Consider the following 15,545-nt stretch of genomic DNA (forward strand, 5'->3'; position numbering starts at 1 on the left):
GCCCCCGGTGCACCACCTCCCGTGCCGAATCGCGCGCCGTTGTGGCCCCGGCCGCATCCGTGGAGGATGGGACGAGCCACCCGACCTCCGAAGGAGCCTCCATGGACCACACGTTCGACGTCCTCGTGATCGGTGGTGGGCCTGCCGGCATGGCGGCAGCCACCCGGGCTGCCGAGCTGGGGGCGCGGACCGCCGTCGTGGAGCGCTCGGCCCTCGGCGGCACCTGCGTGAACTCCGGCTGCGTGCCCACCCGTGTACTCGCGAAGACCGCACGGCTCTACCGCGAGGTCCGGACGGCGTACGACTACGGGATCGTCGTGGACGAGCCGTCCGTGGACTGGGACAAGACCGTGCAGCGGGTGCGCGCCACGGTGGCCCGGGTCCTCGATGCGAAGGGGTACGGCCCCACGATGCAGCGCCTCGGCATCGAACTGATCGAGGGCGACGCCGAGCTGACCGGGGAGCACTCCGTCACCGTGGACGGGCGCGAGATCACGGCGGGCTCGATCATCCTGTGCATCGGCGGCAGCGGCCGCCGCCTGCCCATCGAGGGTGCCGAACTCGCCGTCCTTCCGCACGAGGTGCTGAGCCTCGAGAAACTGCCCGGTACGGTGGCGATCATCGGCGGCGGCCACACCGGTGCGCAGATGACCACCATCTTCGACGCGCTGGGCTCGAAGGTCCTGCTGCTGGATCTCGCTCCGCGCATCCTCATGACGGAGGACGAGGACGTCGCCGCGGCCGTCACCGCGAGCTTCACCGGCAAGGGGGTGCAGGTGGAGACCGGCATCGGCGGCGTGGACAGCATCCGCCGGGAGGACGGCGCCCTGAGCCTCACGTGGCAGCGCGACGGGGAACCGCAGTCGCGCACGGTGGACGCCGTCGTCATGGCCGCGGGCTGGCCCGCGAACCTCCCCGGTCTCGGACTCGACGCCGCCGGCGTCCGCACGGCGCGCTCCTTCATACCGGTGGACGAGTACCTGCGCTCCAACGTCCCCCATATCTTCGTGGCCGGTGACGCCAACGGCAGCAGCATGCTCGTGCAGGCTGCCGTCTTCGAGGGTGAGACGGCAGCCGAGAACGCGGTGCTGGGCGCCACCCGCACCACGCCGCACCACCTCCTGCCCGAGGGCGGCTTCACCGACCCGGACTACGCCGGCGTGGGACTCACCGAGGCGAAGGCGAGGGAGCGCGACGCCGAATGTCACGCAGTCACCATGCCCTACGCCGCTGTGGAGCGGCCCATCATCGACGACCGCGAGCAGGGTTTCCTCAAGCTCGTCATCGACCGGCGGCGGGAGCTGATCCTCGGCGCGCACGCGGTCGGGGAGAACGCCGTCGAGGTCATCACCGCGGTGGCCTCCGCGATGGCGGCGGGCACCGATCTCGCGACGCTCGCGCGCGTCAAGTTCGCCTATCCCACGTACAGCGCGGTCATCGGGCACGCGGCGCGGGCGGCCCTGCGCAGCTAGGCCCTGGATTCCCCGCGGGGGATGCTGTGCTCACGTGCACGGGTGTGGGCGGGGCCCCCGAGATCGGCATCAGTCCGAGGTGCGCGCCAGCGTCCGGTACTGCGGGTTCTGCTCGAGGAACGCCTGCGCCGAGGGGCACCCGGGCACCACGCTCAGGCGCCGCTTGTGGGCATTGAGCATGGCGCGGCGCATCAGGACCACGCCCAGCCCGCGCCCTTCGAAACCTGCCTTCTCCACCAGGGCCCTGAGGGTGAGGCGGCCGCCGAGCATCGAGTACCGGATGTACGCGGCGAGGTGGCCGTCGAAGTACAGCTCGAAGCGCGAGTTGAAGGGCGAGTCCTTGAACACCTCCCGGATGTCCGCGCGCGCGGCGGCCCGGCGGGCTCGGTCCTCGATCTCCGTGACCAGGGCGGCATAGCGTTCGGCGGCCTGCTGGGGCGGGTGGTCGGTGTCGAGCAGGCGGAACATCCTGTTCGCCAGCACGCGCAGTTCCGCGAGCGGGACGCACGCCAGGTCTCCGGCGTCGAGGGCGGCCTCCATCCAGAGGGTCTCGCGCTCCCGCGGCGTCGGCGCGTCCACGGAGGATTCCCGGTCGACGATGAGCGGCGATTGCAGGGCAGGACGAAGGGAGGTGCCACCGACTGCGTCAGCGACATCGGGAACGGGCAGGGACTCTGTCATAGGGGGGATCCGATGATGGTCAGGAGCCGCAGCCTGCTTCTAGACCCCGGCACGAGGAACAGTAGCCGATGCCACCGACAGGAGACAGGGCAGGAGGTCGGGCGCCCCGGACACCCCCGTTCCGGCACCGAAAGTTCATCCGCGAGCAGGTTCTACCCCTCGGCGGGCGCTGCTACAGTTGCTCTCACCCGAAAGGGCAGGTCTCTAATTCCTCTCCAACGGCAGGGAAGACGATGGCGATGACCGATAGGAAATTCAGCGCTACCGAGGCGTCGACGAGCAAGCACCCGCACGACTGGGGACGCGCCATGTCGGTTGCGATCTGCCGCCTCGCGGACATGGCACGGGAGGCAGGTGACCCGGTGCACCACGAGGCGCTGATCGGCGAGGACCTCCACCTCTTCGTGGAGGACACCGAGCAGGGCGTGAACATCACGATGTCATGGACACCCCGCGAGGAGGCAGTCATGGCATCCGCCGGTGCTGCGGTAGGCAATGGCGCCGGATCGGGCGACGGCAACGACCTCCAGCACAGCGCCGCGGGCCAGAGGTTCGATCCCACCGGCGGCAGCACAGCAGGTCTCGGCCAATAGTCCAGTACGGCGGACGCCACACAACTGATAAGCACACTTACGATCCGCGGGGTAGGGTGAAAAAGACTCACCCGGCCAACCACGCGGAGGACAGCATGAGCGAACGAAAGAACCCCGATCCGTCGAACGCCGGTAATCCGGACCCGGACGAGATGAACCTCACCGGACTCGAACCGGGCGGGGGCGTTCCCCCGGGCGAGACACCTCCGGGCGAAGCCAGCACCACCTGGCAGCAGCCGGACGTCGAGGACAAGACGCAGTCGAAGGGTGTCACGGGTCTCTGGCTCGGCGTCATCGGCCTCATCGTCCTACTGGTCCTGGTCTTCATCATCGGGAACATCGTCGGCATCTTCCAGATGTTCTGAGCGCTTCCGATCGAAGAAGCCCCCTTCCGCCTGAGCGGAAGGGGGCTTCTTCGTGCAACGCCTCGGGCTTGCTAGGCGGTCACGGCGTCGTCGCGGCGTCGTCACGGAGCCGGTAGTAGTCGATCAGCGCGGACTCCTCCTCGGGAGAGAGCTTCACACTGCTCAGTGCGCCGGGCGCCCCCGTGATCGTGCTCTTCGGCCACGCGAGGTACAGGGCATCACCCTCGAAGCGCGAATTGGCGAGGGGCACGTAGTGCTTGCGCGAGTTCAGCAGCCCGAGTGACACCGTGATCCACGCCGGAATGCCGGATTCCTTCTCGAGGTGCACGTCGTTCACGTCGCCGAGCTTCTTGCCGTTGCTGTCCCAGGCGGTTGCCGCCTGGAGCTTGTTGATTTCCGACTGGGCCATCGGGTTCCCTTCGTAGGACGAGATGTCGGTCCGCTCCCATTCCAGCCCAGATACTGCCGGAGGGCAATCGCCCGCGCCTCAGGCCTTGTCCGCCGCCTCACCGAGCATCGGCAGGAAGCGGTCGAGTGCCCAGACCAGGCTCAGCGGGTTGGCGGCCGAGATGGAGAGCGTCAGCGTGTTGTCGCTGTCCGCCACCAGCGCCCCGCGCTCCACGGCGGGGATCTGGCCGAGCAGCGGGTCGCCGGCGATGGCGTCCCTCGTGCCCTCGTCGGGCACCCAGGTGACGAAGATGTCGGACTCGAGCTCGTTGGCTCGCTCCGCGGACCACGGGATGAAGAACTCCTCGGAGCCCTTCGTGTTCTCGGTGACGACGTCCGCCTGGACCATGCCGAGCGACGTCAGGAACCGGGGACGGTTATCGTTGGCCGTGTAGACATTGACTCCCTCGGCACTGGCGGGCTCGAGGTTGCCGTAGATGAACGTCTTGCCCTCGAGCTGCGGGTACTCCGCCGCGGCGTCGTCGATCGCCTGCTCCGTCTCGCTCACGAGCTGCTCGGCGTCCTCCGTCAGGCCGAGCGCCTCACCGATGATGCGCGTCGAATCCTGCCAGGCGGTGCCGTACGCGATCTCGGGGTAGGCGACCACCGGTGCGATCTTGCTCAGGGTGTCGTAGTCCTCCCGGGAGATCCCGGAGTAGGCGGCGAGGATGACGTCGGGATTCGTCGCGGCGATGTCCTCGAAGGCGATGCCGTCGGTCTCGGAGTACTGGACGGGCGCGTTCTCCGATCCGATGGTCGCGCCGAGCTCCTCGAGCTTCGCGTCCTTCCACGGGGTGGACTGGTTCTCGTTGCCGCCGTACGTGTCGGCGGGCATCCCCACGGGCACGACATCGAGGGCGAGGGACACGTCCGCGTTCACCCAGGACACGGTGGCCACGCGCTCGGGCTTCTCCGTCAGGGTGGTCTCGCCGAAGGCGTGCTCGATCGTGACGGGGAAGGCCCCGGCATCGGCGGAGGCACTGCTGCCACCGGCGGGCGCCGCGGTGTCGTCGGCAGGGCCGGTCGAGCAGGCGGACAGGGCGAGTACGGCGACGGCGGCGGCAATCAGGCCGCGCAGGCGTAGGGGTGCCATGGGGCTCCTCGGCTTCTATGGGCTTCCATGACCCTCATGGGACCGTGGACGGATAGAAGTAAGGCTAGCCTAAGCAGAGTTTGATTAGGAAATACTTCTGTTGCGTAATGGCTACGACTCGCGCGCCTTCCGCGTCGCCCGGTCGTTCGCCTTCTGCAGCGCGGCCACCAGTTCATCCTTGGACATCGTGGAGCGGCCCGGGACCTCGAGCTTCTTCGCGAGGTCGTAGAGGTGCCGCTTCGAGGAGTTCGCATCCACGCCGCCCGCCGTCGGACGCGCGTCCCCACCGCCGCCGGCCGCCTGCTCGTCGGATGGTCCCCTGTGCTCCTTCGGCTCCCAGTGGTCCCCCACCTTCTCGAAGCCGTGCTTGAGGGAGGCGAACGCCGTGCGCCGCGCGCGCTCGCCGTCGCCGTACTGCTCCTCGGCGGCGTCGAGCGTCGCCGCGAACGTGTCCTGGGCCTTCTCGTCGGACCGCTGCAACGTGCTCGGCAGCGTCTCGGCCTTGACCTTGCCGTCCTTGCTGAAACGGGACATCGGCAGCATCCTTTCGCGTCGCGGCAGCCCGCCCGGTCAGGACGGCCGGCCCTACAAGCACGCTACCGCAGCCGGCGCTACCCATCGATGGGGTCGGCCACCGTCCATCCGCGAGGACTGCAGGTGCCGGCGATCCCGGTCACCCCGTCATCACCTCGAGTCGACGACGGCGCCTCCGCGGGGCGGGGGCGCCGTCGCGCTGCGATGAACGAGGCACGCGTCAGGCGAGGGTCCCGAGGTACCGGACGAGCTCGCGGGGTGCCGACTTCGGTGCCACGGCCTCGACGGCGGCGTTGTAGTTGGTGTTCGTGTTGACGTCGTAGGTCAAAACCCGTCCGTCCGCGGTCTCGATGAACTCGATGCCGCACACCTCCAGGTTGTTGCGCCGCGCGAACTCCTCGAAGCGGGCGATCACGGGGTGGTCGAACCCCTCGCGGAGGCTGAAGAGCTGCTGGTCCGGCTCGGGGGCGATCGTGGCGCCCGGCGGCATGATGGGCCTGCCCGTCGTCGGGTCGATGGCGCAGGCATCGGCGGGGCAGAGCTGGAAGCCGCCCCGCGCCGTGTCGGCCTTGATGGCGTAGACGAACGTGCCGCCCACGATCTCCGCGCGGGTGATGAAGGGCTCGGCGGCCTGGATGTACTCCTGGACCAGGGTGATGCCGTCCTGCGGCTCCTCGAACTCGGCGGAGGCCACGTACTCGGCGAGTTCCTCGTGGGAGTCGAACTTCCGGACGCCGAGGCCCTTGCCGCCCTGGTTGTGCTTGACGATGAACGGCGTGCCGAAGCCCTCGGCCGCCTCGAGGATGCGGTCCCGGCCGACGGCTGCCACCGTGCGGGGCGTCTCGATACCGGCGGCCCTGAGGGCGGTGAGCTGGTCGACCTTGCTCATCTCGAGTTCGAGCACACGCCGCCCGTTCACCGTGCGGCGCCCGTGCGCCTCGAGCCAGGACAGCACCGACCGGGCATAGTCCTTGGACAGACCGTGATCGCGCGTGTGGGCCGAGGCGCTGATGCGGGACCAGAAGATGCCCTCCGGCGGGACCGCGTCGAGGTCGAGCACCCCGTCCGTGAGCAGCCATTCGACCACCTCGATCCCTTCGGCCTCGAAAGCTCGGGCGAAGGGCGGGAACCATTCGGGGTTCTCGTGCAGGGCGTAGACCGTGGTCACGGCGATCCTTCCGTCAGGGTGGGGCTTGGTGGGATAACCGGTGTACCCGGGTACCTATTCCGCAGGGAGCCCGGCGACGGCACCGCGGCGCGTCGCCGGGCCGGCGGGCACCGCGCGTCCGATGAGTTCGGCGGGCGGCGTCCGTCTACAGTCTGATCGTGGGTCACGGGCGCATCGAGGCGCCGGTGACCCGGCACCGCCCGAGACCCGGAAGAGGGAGACCATGCGCACACTGATCGTCACCGAGTTCATGTCACTCGATGGAGTCATCGACTCCCCGGGCGGCGGCAACCACCCGCACGCCGGCTGGACCTTCCAGGACATCGAGTTCGACGAGGCCGCCTACGAGATCAAGGGCCGCGAGCAGGAGGAGGCCTCCGCCCTGCTCCTGGGGCGGGTCAGCTACGACGAGTTCTCCCCCGTCTGGCCCACCATGGAGGAGTTCGCCGAGTACAACGAGATGCCGAAGTACGTGGTCTCCAGCACCCTGACGGATCCCCAGTGGAACAACACCTCGGTCCTCCGGTCCCTGGACGACGTCGCACGCCTCAAGCAGGAGGGCGAGGGCGCCATCCTGCTGCACGGCAGCGGCACCCTCGCCAGGGGCCTCGCGGCAGCGGGCCTCGTGGACCGCTACCACCTGCTCGTGTTCCCCGTCCTGCTGGGGTCCGGCAAGCGACTCTTCGACGACGCGGCGCAGGCCACCAGGACGAAGCTCTCCCTCACCGAGCACGCCGTGTACTCGAACGGGATCTCACTGGCCGTGTACGACGTCGTCCGCTGAGCGGGCGGGTCCGACGGCGGGCGGACCCGCTCGCCTACTGCTCGATGAAGATGTCGTTGCCCGGACCCAGCGGCAGGTCGAGGTAGAAGAACACCGTCAGGATGGCCACCCAGGCGAGCCAGAACGGCACCACGAAGGGCAGCATCCGTGCCATCAGGGTGCCGAGACCGGCGTCCGGCTCGTACTTCCGCAGCATGGTCAGCAGCACGATCATGTAGGGGTTCAGCGGCGTGATGACCTGGGTGGCCGAATCGCCCACCCGGAACGCGCCCTGGATGAAGGCGGGTTCGTAGCCGAGCAGGGCGAACAGGGGCACGAACACCGACGCCATGAGCGTCCACATCGAGGACCCGGAGATGATGAACAGGTTCAGGACGGACGCCAGCAGGATGAACGCGATCACCGCCGGGTAGCCGGTCAGTCCGATCGCCTGCAGGCCCGAGGCGCCGGCGACGGCGATCCAGGAGCCGATGCCGGACCAGTTGAACAGCGCGATGAACTGGCCGAGGATGAACGCCAGCACCAGGAATCCCGCCATGTCCTTGATGGCCTCACCCATGACCCGGGGTATGTCGCGCCCGGTGGTGATGGTGCCGACGATCCGCCCGTAGACGAGCCCCGGGACGACGAAGAGCAGGAACACGATGAAGACGATGGAGCTCAGCAGGGGCGAGCGCGGCAGGAACCCGCCCGTCTCGTTGCGCCAGGGCGAGTCCGGGACGATCACGGCGACGAGGATGACCAGGGCCACGACGCCGCCCGCGATCATCGCCCACCGCAGCCCGCGGGCCTCCCGCGGCTCCAGCTCGGCCTTCAGGACCACCGGGGCCGCGTGCTCGCCGTCCTCGACGAGCTCGTCGACGGGCACGCCCTGCCGGGTGAGCCGCGGCTCGAGCACCCGGTCGATGATGAAGCCGGCGAGGAGGATCAGGATCACCGACGAGGTGATGTTGAAGTAGTAGTTGGACAGCGGCGTCACGGGGGCGCCGGGGTTGGGCAGGTTCTCCGTCACCGCCGTCGTGATGCCGGCGAACAGGGCGTCGAGGCTCGTGACGAGCAGGTTGGTGGAGTAACCGGCCCCCGCGGCCGCGAATCCCCCGAGCAGGCCGGCCACGGGGTGGCGGCCTGCGGCCTTGAACACGAGGGCCGCGAGCGGCGGGATGACGACGAACGCGGAATCCGACATGACGGATCCGACCACGCCCACGAGACCGACCGCGTACGCCAGCGCCCAACGGGGCGCCGAGCCGAAGACACGGCGGATCAGGGCGCCGAGCAGGCCTGACTTCTCGGCCACGCCGACCGCCAGCAGGATGGGCAGCACCGTGGCCAGCGGCGGGAAGCCGAGGTAGTTCGCGCCGAGGTTCTCGGTCAGCCACGTCATGCCCTCCGCGGTGAACAGGCCCTTGATGACGGTGGCCTCCTCGGCGCCGGGCACCTGGACCGTCACGTTCGCGAGCGCCATGCCCGTGGTGAGCACGGCCGTGATGGCGAAGAGGATCAGGAAGAGCATGAACGGATCGGGCAGCTTGTTGCCGACCCTCTCCACGCCCGTGAGGAAGCGGTCCGCCAGTCCAGGGCGGGTGGCTGCGCTGGATGCCATGCGTTCTCCTTCGCGGTTGCTGCGTCGGTCGGTCGGGGGTCGGGCGGGGATCAGTCGAAGTAGGCGGGCACGTCGATCGCGCCGCCCTGCGTCTCGAACTCCTCGTGTACCGCATCCCGGAGGGAGGCATCGAGGAGGTAGTCCAGGGCCGTGAGCGCCAGGCCGACGGCGCCGTCGAGCGCGCCCTGCTCGGCCGCCTCGCTCCCCGCCGCCTCGGCGAACCCGCGCGTATGCAGCGCGGTGGCCGGCTCGGCGATGCGGATCAGGGGGTGGATGCCCGGCACGCGATAACTGACGTTCCCGAAGTCGGTGGACGCCGCGAGGGTCTCCGAGACCACGCCGAGCGGCAGCGGGGACCGGCCCCGCCGCTGCTGCGCGGCGACCCAGCGGCCGGTCAGCGCACTGTTGGTGCGGATGGGCAGCGAGGGCGGGTGCTCGTCCCACCGCACGTCCACGCTCGTCCCCGTCATGAGGGCCGCACCGCGCGCCACGTCCTCGAGCCGTGCGCTGAGGTCCCGCAGCGTCGCGGGCTGCTGGGACCGCGCGTACAGCTTCATCACCGCGGTGCCCGGGATGATGTTCGGGCTCTCGCCGCCGGTCGTGATGTTCGCGTGCACGCGGTCCGACGGCGGCAACTGCTGACGGAGCAGCCCGATGCCCTGGTAGGCGAGGTTCGCTGCGTCGAGCGCGTTGCGTCCCATGAAGGGCTGCGCGGAGGCGTGCGCCTCCACTCCCGTGAACGTGAGGGTCAGCAGCCGCCGGCCGAGCCAGACCTGGTCGGCGAGGTCGTAGCCGTAGGGGTGCACCATGATCGCGGCGTCCACGGCGTCGAACGCCCCGTGGCGTGCCATCACCTCCTTGCCGGAGTGGCCCTCCTCGGCGGGGGTGCCGAGGAACACGACGCGTCCCGGCAACCGGTCCTGCACGGAGGCCAGGGCCAGGAAGGCACCGAGGCCGGCCGCCGCGATGACATTGTGGCCGCAGGCATGGCCGATCCCCGGGAGGGCGTCGTACTCGGCGAGGATCGCGACGGTGGGTCCCCCCTCCGCACGGCCCGCCTCGGCGCGCACGGACGTCTCGACGCCGTACTGCCCGAGTCGCGCGTCGATGCCGTGGCGGGTGATCTCCTGGTGCAGGAGCATCGCGCTGGCATGTTCCTGGAACGCGGTCTCGGGGTGGGCGTGCAGGTGCCGGACCACGTGGCGCAGGCGGTCGGCGACGGCGTCCACGCCCTGCTCGACGGTGTCGGTCAGGTCCGACGGCGCTCCCGCGAACGGGGACGGGTCCGGGACGGCGTCGGCCAGGAGCCGTCGTGTCCGCTCGTCGATCGACGTCAGGTAGGCCGTGTCCGGTCGGGTGGGTTGGTCCATTCGAGTAGCTTAGGCAAGTGTTCGAGGCCTGCGCAGGCCTCCGAGTACATCCCGGGTAACACTGCGGCCGGCGCCCGGAGAAGATAACCTCCCGGAAACGTTCCCGCAACACCGCTCCAGAATCATGGACGAAGGCGCCCACCGTCTCAGCGGGCGTCCCTGAACCACCAAGGAGCACCGATGACCATCCTCGCCACTGCCACCGCCCGCATCCTCGACCTCTCCGCCCTCGGTGCGGGCACCGTCATCGAGGCACGCCGCAGGAACGAGGTGCACTACCGCGGGTGCGTGGAGCACACCTCACCGGCCCTCGGCGTCGTCTGGATCCGCGACGAGCTCACCGGCCATCGCGCCATCCTCCACCACGAGGACTACAGCCTCTGGCACGTCGGCTGATCGGAACGTCGGCAGCCGGACGGCGCCCGGAGCGGCCCTGCCCATCGACCGGGCCGTCCCCGGAGGCACCCGCATCGATACCCACCGACGGGGCCACCTCGATGGGCAGGTGCCGCGACTCCTAGACTGGAGGAATGACTGCAACCCTCGTGGCGAAGGACCTGTCCGGGGGCCACGCCCACCGCACCCTCTTCTCGAAGCTCGACCTCACGGTCGCGCCCGGGGACGTCGTCGGCGTCGTGGGAGCCAATGGGGCGGGGAAGACCACGCTCCTGCGCCTGCTCGCGGGAGCGGACACGCCGCTCGCCGGCACCGTGCGCACCACGCCGCCGGGCGCCTTCGTGGGGTGGCTGCCGCAGGAGCACGAGCGCCTCGAGGGCGAGACGGTCGCCGCGTACATCGGCCGCCGCACCGGCACGACGGCAGCGACCACCGCCATGGAGGACGCCGCGGCGGCCCTCGGCAACGGGACGAAGGGCGCCGATGACGCCTACGCGCTCGCCCTCGATCACTGGATGGCGTCCGGCGCCGTCGACCTGGAGGACCGCCTGCCGTCGGTGCTGGCGGACGTCGCCAGGGGCATCGACCCCGCGTCCCTGACCGCCGCCCTCTCGGGTGGCCAGCTCGCTCGGGTTGCCCTGGCGGCCCTGCTGCTCAGCCGCTTCGACGTCGTACTCCTCGACGAACCGACCAACGACCTCGACCTCGCCGGCCTCGAGCGCCTGGAGCAGTTCATCCAGAACCTGCGCGGCGGCGTCGTGCTCGTGTCCCACGACCGCGAGTTCCTCGCCCGCTGCGTCACCACCGTCGTCGAACTGGACCTCGCGCAGAACAAGGTGGCCGTGTACGACGGGGGGTACGACGCCTTCCTGGAGGAGCGTGCCGTTGCGCGCCGACATGCCCGCGAAGCCTATGAGGAGTACGCGGACAAGAAGCAGGACCTCGTCTCTCGGGCGAGGACGCAGCGAGAGTGGAGTTCGCAGGGCGTGCGGAACGCGATGAAGAAGGCGCCCGACAATGACAAGATCCGCCGGAAGGCGAGCGTCGAGTCGTCCGAAAAGCAGGCGCAGAAGGTGCGGCAGATGGAGTCGCGCATCGCGCGGATGGACGAGGTGGAGGAGCCGCGGAAGGAGTGGCAGCTGCAGTTCACCATCGGCTCCGCGCCGCGCTCCAGCGCCGTCGTCGCGACCCTCAACAACGCATCGGTGACGCAGGGCTCCTTCACGCTCGGGCCGGTCTCGCTCCAGGTCGACGCCGGCGAGCGCATCGGGATCACCGGGCCCAACGGCGCCGGGAAGTCGACGCTGCTGCGCCTCCTCCTCGGCCACCAGCAACCGGACGGCGGCGTGGCCTCCCTCGGTTCCAGCGTTGCCGTCGGCGAGATCGACCAGGCGCGCGGGCAGCTCGACGACGCCCTCCCCCTCGGCACGGCCTTCGAGTCCCTGGTGCCGGAGCTGACGCAGGGTGAGGTCCGGACGCTGCTCGCGAAGTTCGGGCTGAAGGCGGATCAGGTGCGCGCCGTCGTCGGCTCTCTCTCCCCCGGTGAGAGGACGCGCGCAGGGCTCGCCCTGCTGCAGGCGCGCGGCGTCAACCTCCTGGTCCTGGACGAGCCGACCAACCACCTCGACCTGCCGGCGATCGAGCAGCTCGAGGACGCCCTCGATTCCTATACCGGAGCCTTGCTGCTCGTCACGCACGACCGCCGGCTCCTGGAGAACGTGCGCCTGGACGGGCGCTGGAGCGTGGAGGGCGGCCGGGTCACCGTCGGCTGATCCCGGTGTCCGGGATCACCATTCCCGGCTCGGTGGCCCCCGCCGATGCGTGCCACCATGGAGGGTGAGGCGGTCACCCACCGCCTCCCGGACGATGGGTGCCGTACCCGGTGTGCGACAAGACGGCCCAGGGAGAGAATCATGGCCTGGATCGTCCTCGTCGTCTCCGGAGTCCTCGAAGCCGTGTGGGCCACCGCCCTCGGCAAGTCCGACGGCTTCAGCAGACTGGCACCCACGCTCGTGTTCGCCGGTGCCATCGTCGCCAGCATGGCGGGGCTCGCCTACGCCATGCGGACCCTGCCCGTCGGGACAGCCTACGCCGTCTGGGTGGGCATCGGGGCGTCCCTCACCGTCGTCTACGCCATGGCCACGGGCACAGAACCGGCGTCACTCCTCAAGATCGTCTTCCTGCTCATGATCGTCGGCGGCGTCATCGGCCTGAAGCTCATCCACTGACCGGAGGGACCTGCACGCGGATCAGTCCCTGCACGGACGCCGCGAGCATCTGCAGGGACCGGGCGTCCTCCGGGGAGAACCCGCGTGGCGTGGCCGCGACCACGCAGAGGGATCCGATGCGCCAGCCGCCCGGTCCGTGGACGGGGCGGCCGGCGTAGAAGCCGATGGAAGGCTCGCCCGCCTCCGCGGGACACGATGCCATCCGCGGGTCCTGCAGGGCGTCCGTGACGACGAACGGGCCCGGACCGTCGAGGGTGCAGCGGGCCAGGAGTGCGCCGCGCGGGCCGTCGGCATGGAAGCTCCCACAGGCCGACCGGACCACTTGCCGCTCGCCCGCCACGAGCAGGAGCGCGGACGAGCATCCCGGGAAGCGGCGCGCGGCCTCCGCCGTGATCACATCCAGCTGCTCCTCGTGGGCGAGGCCCAGGAGCCCTGTCCGCCCGAGCGATTCGACCCGCAGATCCTCCGCCTCGGCGGGGCCCACCAGGGGGCCGACGAGATCCGCCGGCTGCACCGCGGAGTCCCCGTAGGACGCGAACGGCTCCTCGGCATCCCGCCAGACCCTCTCGCTCCGCAGTGGTGCCCGCCGCCCGTGCCGCGGCCGCTCGGCCAGGAGAACGTTCACCGCCCGGGCGATCAGGTCCCGGTCGGCCGATGGAGCGGGGAGCAGTCCGTGCAGGTAGCCGTCCACCAGGATGCCGGCGCTCGTGCCGCCGAGGCCGACGTACACGACCCACGCCTCGAAGGCGTCGACGTCCGCCTCGACGAGGACCTGCCGGGTCAGCCACTGCTGTGTCACTGCCTTCACTGCGGAACCACCTCACCAGCACCCGCCGCGTCCTGTGACGCGGGTCACGGTACCGGGGAGAATTCGATGCCGACGGCCGCCCGGATGTGTCGTCCCCGAGCTCTCCCCGTCCTGCCTTGAGATACCGCGGCGACTTGCGCCAAAACTGAGCAGGGCCAGCCGGTTGAGTTGAGGTGCGTTCGGCAGTATCGGTAGTGGGCTCAGCAGAGGGCCGCGACGAGGAGTTGACGACATGCAGAGCCACGACACCCGCACGGCGATGGAATTCGCCGGACTGTCCGCCTACGAGACGTGGATGCACTACTGCAACATGGGCGGTCTCACCGACTACTTCGAATTCGACGCCTACCTCGCCGGCCTGTACGCGCTCGACACCGAGGACGCGGACCTCGTCTCCCAGGCCGTGAACGAGCTCATCGACGACACGCTCCCCGACGAGGAGGCGGGCCTGTGCCGCGCACCCTACTCCTGGATCGCGGGGGGCGACGAAGACTTCCTCGACGTCGCGGGCTTCGACGTCGCCCACGAGTCCGACGACGCCTGGTACGTCGACACCGCTCCCCTCAGCCTCGAGGTGGACACCCTCGTGGCCCCGCACGCCGCGGACACCTTCGGCTCACGCTTCCTGGCAGGCCTCGACGCCTGCGCGCACCCCGGCCGTCCGGGCGTCCCCCTCCCGCCCGGCGCTCCCGCCGAGCTCCTCGCCGACATCCTCGACAGTGGCGTGATCGGCCGCACGGTCTCCGGCGAGCGGAAGTAGCCCTACCGGCCCGGCTGGCGCTCGAGGGCGTCGTCGTGCTGCTCGTGGGCCTTGCGGAGCAGCTCCATGAACGCGGTCTCGTTGCGGATCAGGCGCTTGTACTTCTCGGGAAGCCGCCTGAGGTCCTCCTCCTCGGCGCACAGCCTGGCGAAGATCTTCTCGCGCTCGGTGATGTCCGTCTCGTAGTTGAGGTCCAGGTACTCGGTGGCATGGCGCTTGGCGCCCGAGATGGCGTTCTTCGCCTTGCCCTTGGGACTGAGGACGGAGGCCAGGACGGTGACGACCAGCACGCCGAGGATCACGCTGAGCGAGAGCCCGGTACTGATCTCGACGACGTTCACGTGCTCGCCGTCGTTGATGAACGGCAGGGTGTTCTCGTGCAGGGCGTGGAGGATGAGCTTCACGCCGATGAACCCGAGGATCACGGCCAGTCCGTAGGAGAGGTAGATCAGGCGGTCCAGCAGCCCGTCGATGAGGAAGAACAGCTGCCGCAGCCCCATGAGGGAGAAGGCCGTGGCGGTGAACACGATGAACGTGTTCTGCGTCAGTCCGAAGATCGCCGGGATGGAGTCCAGGGCGAACAGGATGTCGGTGGCGCCGATGGCCACCATGACCAGCAGCATGGGCGTCAGCACGCGCTTGCCGTCCTCCATGGTGAACAGCTTGTCGCCGTCGTAGTGCTCCGACGCCGGCAGGAAGCGCTTGGCGAGGCGGATGATCACGCTCTCACCCTCGTCGTCGTGCCCGCCGGGCTTGAGCAGGTTCCCGGCGGTGAGCAGGAGGATCAGCCCGAAGATGTAGAACACCCACGCGAAGCTGTTGATGAGCGCGGCCCCGAGGAAGATGAAGCCCGTGCGGGCGATCAGCGAGAACACGATGCCGAACAGCAGCACCTTCTGCTGGTCCGCCCGGGGCACCCGGAAGCTCGACATGATGATGAGGAACACGAAGAGGTTGTCGACGGACAGCGCCTTCTCCGTGACATAGCCCGCGAAGTACTCGGTGCCCATGGTGGGGCCGCCGAACACGAGCACGCCGACGCCGAACAGGAGCGCGATCCCCACGTAGATGGAGGACCAGATCGCCGACTCGCGCAGGCTCGGCGTGTGGGCCTTGCGGACGTGGAAGAAGAAGTCGAACAGCAGCAGGCCCACGATACCGATCACCGTGGCGGTCCAGACGTAGAACGGTACTTCCATGCTGCAGCTCTCCTCGGAGTCGTGTGCCGGCCTCGGTCCGTCGT

The 15,545-nt window shown here is 69.5% G+C and carries 17 protein-coding genes and 1 riboswitch; of the genes, 8 read left to right on the forward strand and 9 right to left on the reverse strand.

Annotation, left to right across the window (positions count from 1 at the left end; genetic code table 11):
- Positions 1–101: 101 nt before the first annotated feature.
- On the forward strand, positions 102–1,472 hold the full coding sequence (locus tag ACX80N_RS02940) for a dihydrolipoyl dehydrogenase family protein (protein ID WP_459338213.1): 1,371 nt from the start codon (positions 102–104) through the stop codon (positions 1,470–1,472).
- A gap of 69 nt (positions 1,473–1,541) precedes the next feature.
- Here the strand turns inward: ACX80N_RS02940 and ACX80N_RS02945 are convergent, their stop codons facing one another.
- Positions 1,542–2,153, reverse strand: a complete 612-nt coding sequence (locus ACX80N_RS02945; RefSeq protein ID WP_459338214.1) for a GNAT family N-acetyltransferase — start codon at positions 2,151–2,153, stop codon at positions 1,542–1,544.
- 239 nt (positions 2,154–2,392) lie between these two features.
- On the opposite strand from ACX80N_RS02945, the gene ACX80N_RS02950 reads away from it, so the two are divergent.
- On the forward strand, positions 2,393–2,746 hold the full coding sequence (locus ACX80N_RS02950; protein WP_459338215.1) for a hypothetical protein: 354 nt from the start codon (positions 2,393–2,395) through the stop codon (positions 2,744–2,746).
- A gap of 95 nt (positions 2,747–2,841) precedes the next feature.
- Positions 2,842–3,111 carry a DUF6480 family protein gene (locus ACX80N_RS02955; RefSeq protein ID WP_105031768.1) on the forward strand — a complete coding sequence of 90 codons (270 nt, stop codon included), beginning with the start codon at positions 2,842–2,844 and terminating at the stop codon, positions 3,109–3,111.
- Positions 3,112–3,190: 79 nt separating this feature from the next.
- On the opposite strand, the gene ACX80N_RS02960 is transcribed toward ACX80N_RS02955, so the two are convergent.
- The 4 genes from ACX80N_RS02960 to ACX80N_RS02975 form a co-directional block, all read right to left on the reverse strand.
- Positions 3,191–3,520, reverse strand: a complete 330-nt coding sequence (locus ACX80N_RS02960) for a PRC-barrel domain-containing protein (RefSeq protein WP_105031769.1) — start codon at positions 3,518–3,520, stop codon at positions 3,191–3,193.
- 78 nt (positions 3,521–3,598) lie between these two features.
- On the reverse strand, positions 3,599–4,651 hold the full coding sequence (locus ACX80N_RS02965) for an iron-siderophore ABC transporter substrate-binding protein (protein ID WP_459338216.1): 1,053 nt from the start codon (positions 4,649–4,651) through the stop codon (positions 3,599–3,601).
- A gap of 111 nt (positions 4,652–4,762) precedes the next feature.
- Complete coding sequence (locus ACX80N_RS02970) at positions 4,763–5,185, reverse strand: ChaB family protein (RefSeq protein ID WP_459338217.1); 423 nt, start codon at positions 5,183–5,185, stop codon at positions 4,763–4,765.
- A 220-nt stretch (positions 5,186–5,405) separates the two neighbouring features.
- Positions 5,406–6,353 carry an ATP-grasp domain-containing protein gene (locus tag ACX80N_RS02975; RefSeq protein WP_105031772.1) on the reverse strand — a complete coding sequence of 316 codons (948 nt, stop codon included), beginning with the start codon at positions 6,351–6,353 and terminating at the stop codon, positions 5,406–5,408.
- 223 nt (positions 6,354–6,576) lie between these two features.
- On the opposite strand from ACX80N_RS02975, the gene ACX80N_RS02980 reads away from it, so the two are divergent.
- On the forward strand, positions 6,577–7,137 hold the full coding sequence (locus ACX80N_RS02980; protein WP_459338218.1) for a dihydrofolate reductase family protein: 561 nt from the start codon (positions 6,577–6,579) through the stop codon (positions 7,135–7,137).
- A gap of 34 nt (positions 7,138–7,171) precedes the next feature.
- On the opposite strand, the gene ACX80N_RS02985 is transcribed toward ACX80N_RS02980, so the two are convergent.
- Complete coding sequence (locus ACX80N_RS02985; RefSeq protein ID WP_459338219.1) at positions 7,172–8,740, reverse strand: AbgT family transporter; 1,569 nt, start codon at positions 8,738–8,740, stop codon at positions 7,172–7,174.
- A 50-nt stretch (positions 8,741–8,790) separates the two neighbouring features.
- Positions 8,791–10,110, reverse strand: coding sequence for a M20 family metallopeptidase (locus tag ACX80N_RS02990; protein ID WP_105031775.1), 1,320 nt, complete (start codon positions 10,108–10,110; stop codon positions 8,791–8,793).
- Positions 10,111–10,290: 180 nt separating this feature from the next.
- On the opposite strand from ACX80N_RS02990, the gene ACX80N_RS02995 reads away from it, so the two are divergent.
- The 3 genes from ACX80N_RS02995 to ACX80N_RS03005 all read left to right on the forward strand — a co-directional run bounded on the left by ACX80N_RS02995 (position 10,291) and on the right by ACX80N_RS03005 (position 12,734).
- A complete protein-coding gene (locus tag ACX80N_RS02995; RefSeq protein ID WP_105031776.1) occupies positions 10,291–10,506 on the forward strand; it encodes a hypothetical protein in 216 nt (71 codons plus the stop codon).
- A gap of 134 nt (positions 10,507–10,640) precedes the next feature.
- A complete protein-coding gene (locus ACX80N_RS03000; protein ID WP_459338220.1) occupies positions 10,641–12,278 on the forward strand; it encodes an ABC-F family ATP-binding cassette domain-containing protein in 1,638 nt (545 codons plus the stop codon).
- A 63-nt stretch (positions 12,279–12,341) separates the two neighbouring features.
- Positions 12,342–12,410, forward strand: a riboswitch (guanidine-III (ykkC-III) riboswitch).
- Positions 12,411–12,419: 9 nt separating this feature from the next.
- Positions 12,420–12,734, forward strand: coding sequence for a DMT family transporter (locus ACX80N_RS03005; protein ID WP_105031778.1), 315 nt, complete (start codon positions 12,420–12,422; stop codon positions 12,732–12,734).
- Here ACX80N_RS03005 and ACX80N_RS03010 read toward each other — a convergent pair.
- Complete coding sequence (locus ACX80N_RS03010; protein ID WP_459338221.1) at positions 12,724–13,542, reverse strand: GAF domain-containing protein; 819 nt, start codon at positions 13,540–13,542, stop codon at positions 12,724–12,726. The two genes, ACX80N_RS03005 and ACX80N_RS03010, sit on opposite strands and share 11 nt — an antisense overlap.
- 232 nt (positions 13,543–13,774) lie before the next feature.
- Here ACX80N_RS03010 and ACX80N_RS03015 point away from each other — a divergent pair, with 232 nt between their 5' ends.
- On the forward strand, positions 13,775–14,302 hold the full coding sequence (locus ACX80N_RS03015; RefSeq protein ID WP_459338222.1) for a hypothetical protein: 528 nt from the start codon (positions 13,775–13,777) through the stop codon (positions 14,300–14,302).
- A 2-nt stretch (positions 14,303–14,304) separates the two neighbouring features.
- On the opposite strand, the gene ACX80N_RS03020 is transcribed toward ACX80N_RS03015, so the two are convergent.
- Positions 14,305–15,501, reverse strand: coding sequence for a TerC family protein (locus ACX80N_RS03020; RefSeq protein WP_459338223.1), 1,197 nt, complete (start codon positions 15,499–15,501; stop codon positions 14,305–14,307).
- Positions 15,502–15,545 lie beyond the last annotated feature (44 nt).

The sequence above is a fragment of the Arthrobacter sp. MDT2-16 genome, assembly GCF_054510925.1.

What these genes read in the sequence shown, in the direction of transcription:
- ACX80N_RS02940 (WP_459338213.1), top strand. Translation starts at nt 102, where the DNA reads ATGGACCACACGTTCGACGTCCTCGTGATCGGTGGTGGGCCTGCCGGC.
- ACX80N_RS02945 (WP_459338214.1), bottom strand. Translation starts at nt 2,153, where the DNA reads ATGACAGAGTCCCTGCCCGTTCCCGATGTCGCTGACGCAGTCGGTGGC.
- ACX80N_RS02950 (WP_459338215.1), top strand. Translation starts at nt 2,393, where the DNA reads ATGACCGATAGGAAATTCAGCGCTACCGAGGCGTCGACGAGCAAGCAC.
- ACX80N_RS02955 (WP_105031768.1), top strand. Translation starts at nt 2,842, where the DNA reads ATGAGCGAACGAAAGAACCCCGATCCGTCGAACGCCGGTAATCCGGAC.
- ACX80N_RS02960 (WP_105031769.1), bottom strand. Translation starts at nt 3,520, where the DNA reads ATGGCCCAGTCGGAAATCAACAAGCTCCAGGCGGCAACCGCCTGGGAC.
- ACX80N_RS02965 (WP_459338216.1), bottom strand. Translation starts at nt 4,651, where the DNA reads ATGGCACCCCTACGCCTGCGCGGCCTGATTGCCGCCGCCGTCGCCGTA.
- ACX80N_RS02970 (WP_459338217.1), bottom strand. Translation starts at nt 5,185, where the DNA reads ATGTCCCGTTTCAGCAAGGACGGCAAGGTCAAGGCCGAGACGCTGCCG.
- ACX80N_RS02980 (WP_459338218.1), top strand. Translation starts at nt 6,577, where the DNA reads ATGCGCACACTGATCGTCACCGAGTTCATGTCACTCGATGGAGTCATC.
- ACX80N_RS02985 (WP_459338219.1), bottom strand. Translation starts at nt 8,740, where the DNA reads ATGGCATCCAGCGCAGCCACCCGCCCTGGACTGGCGGACCGCTTCCTC.
- ACX80N_RS02990 (WP_105031775.1), bottom strand. Translation starts at nt 10,110, where the DNA reads ATGGACCAACCCACCCGACCGGACACGGCCTACCTGACGTCGATCGAC.
- ACX80N_RS02995 (WP_105031776.1), top strand. Translation starts at nt 10,291, where the DNA reads ATGACCATCCTCGCCACTGCCACCGCCCGCATCCTCGACCTCTCCGCC.
- ACX80N_RS03000 (WP_459338220.1), top strand. Translation starts at nt 10,641, where the DNA reads ATGACTGCAACCCTCGTGGCGAAGGACCTGTCCGGGGGCCACGCCCAC.
- ACX80N_RS03005 (WP_105031778.1), top strand. Translation starts at nt 12,420, where the DNA reads ATGGCCTGGATCGTCCTCGTCGTCTCCGGAGTCCTCGAAGCCGTGTGG.
- ACX80N_RS03015 (WP_459338222.1), top strand. Translation starts at nt 13,775, where the DNA reads ATGCAGAGCCACGACACCCGCACGGCGATGGAATTCGCCGGACTGTCC.
- ACX80N_RS03020 (WP_459338223.1), bottom strand. Translation starts at nt 15,501, where the DNA reads ATGGAAGTACCGTTCTACGTCTGGACCGCCACGGTGATCGGTATCGTG.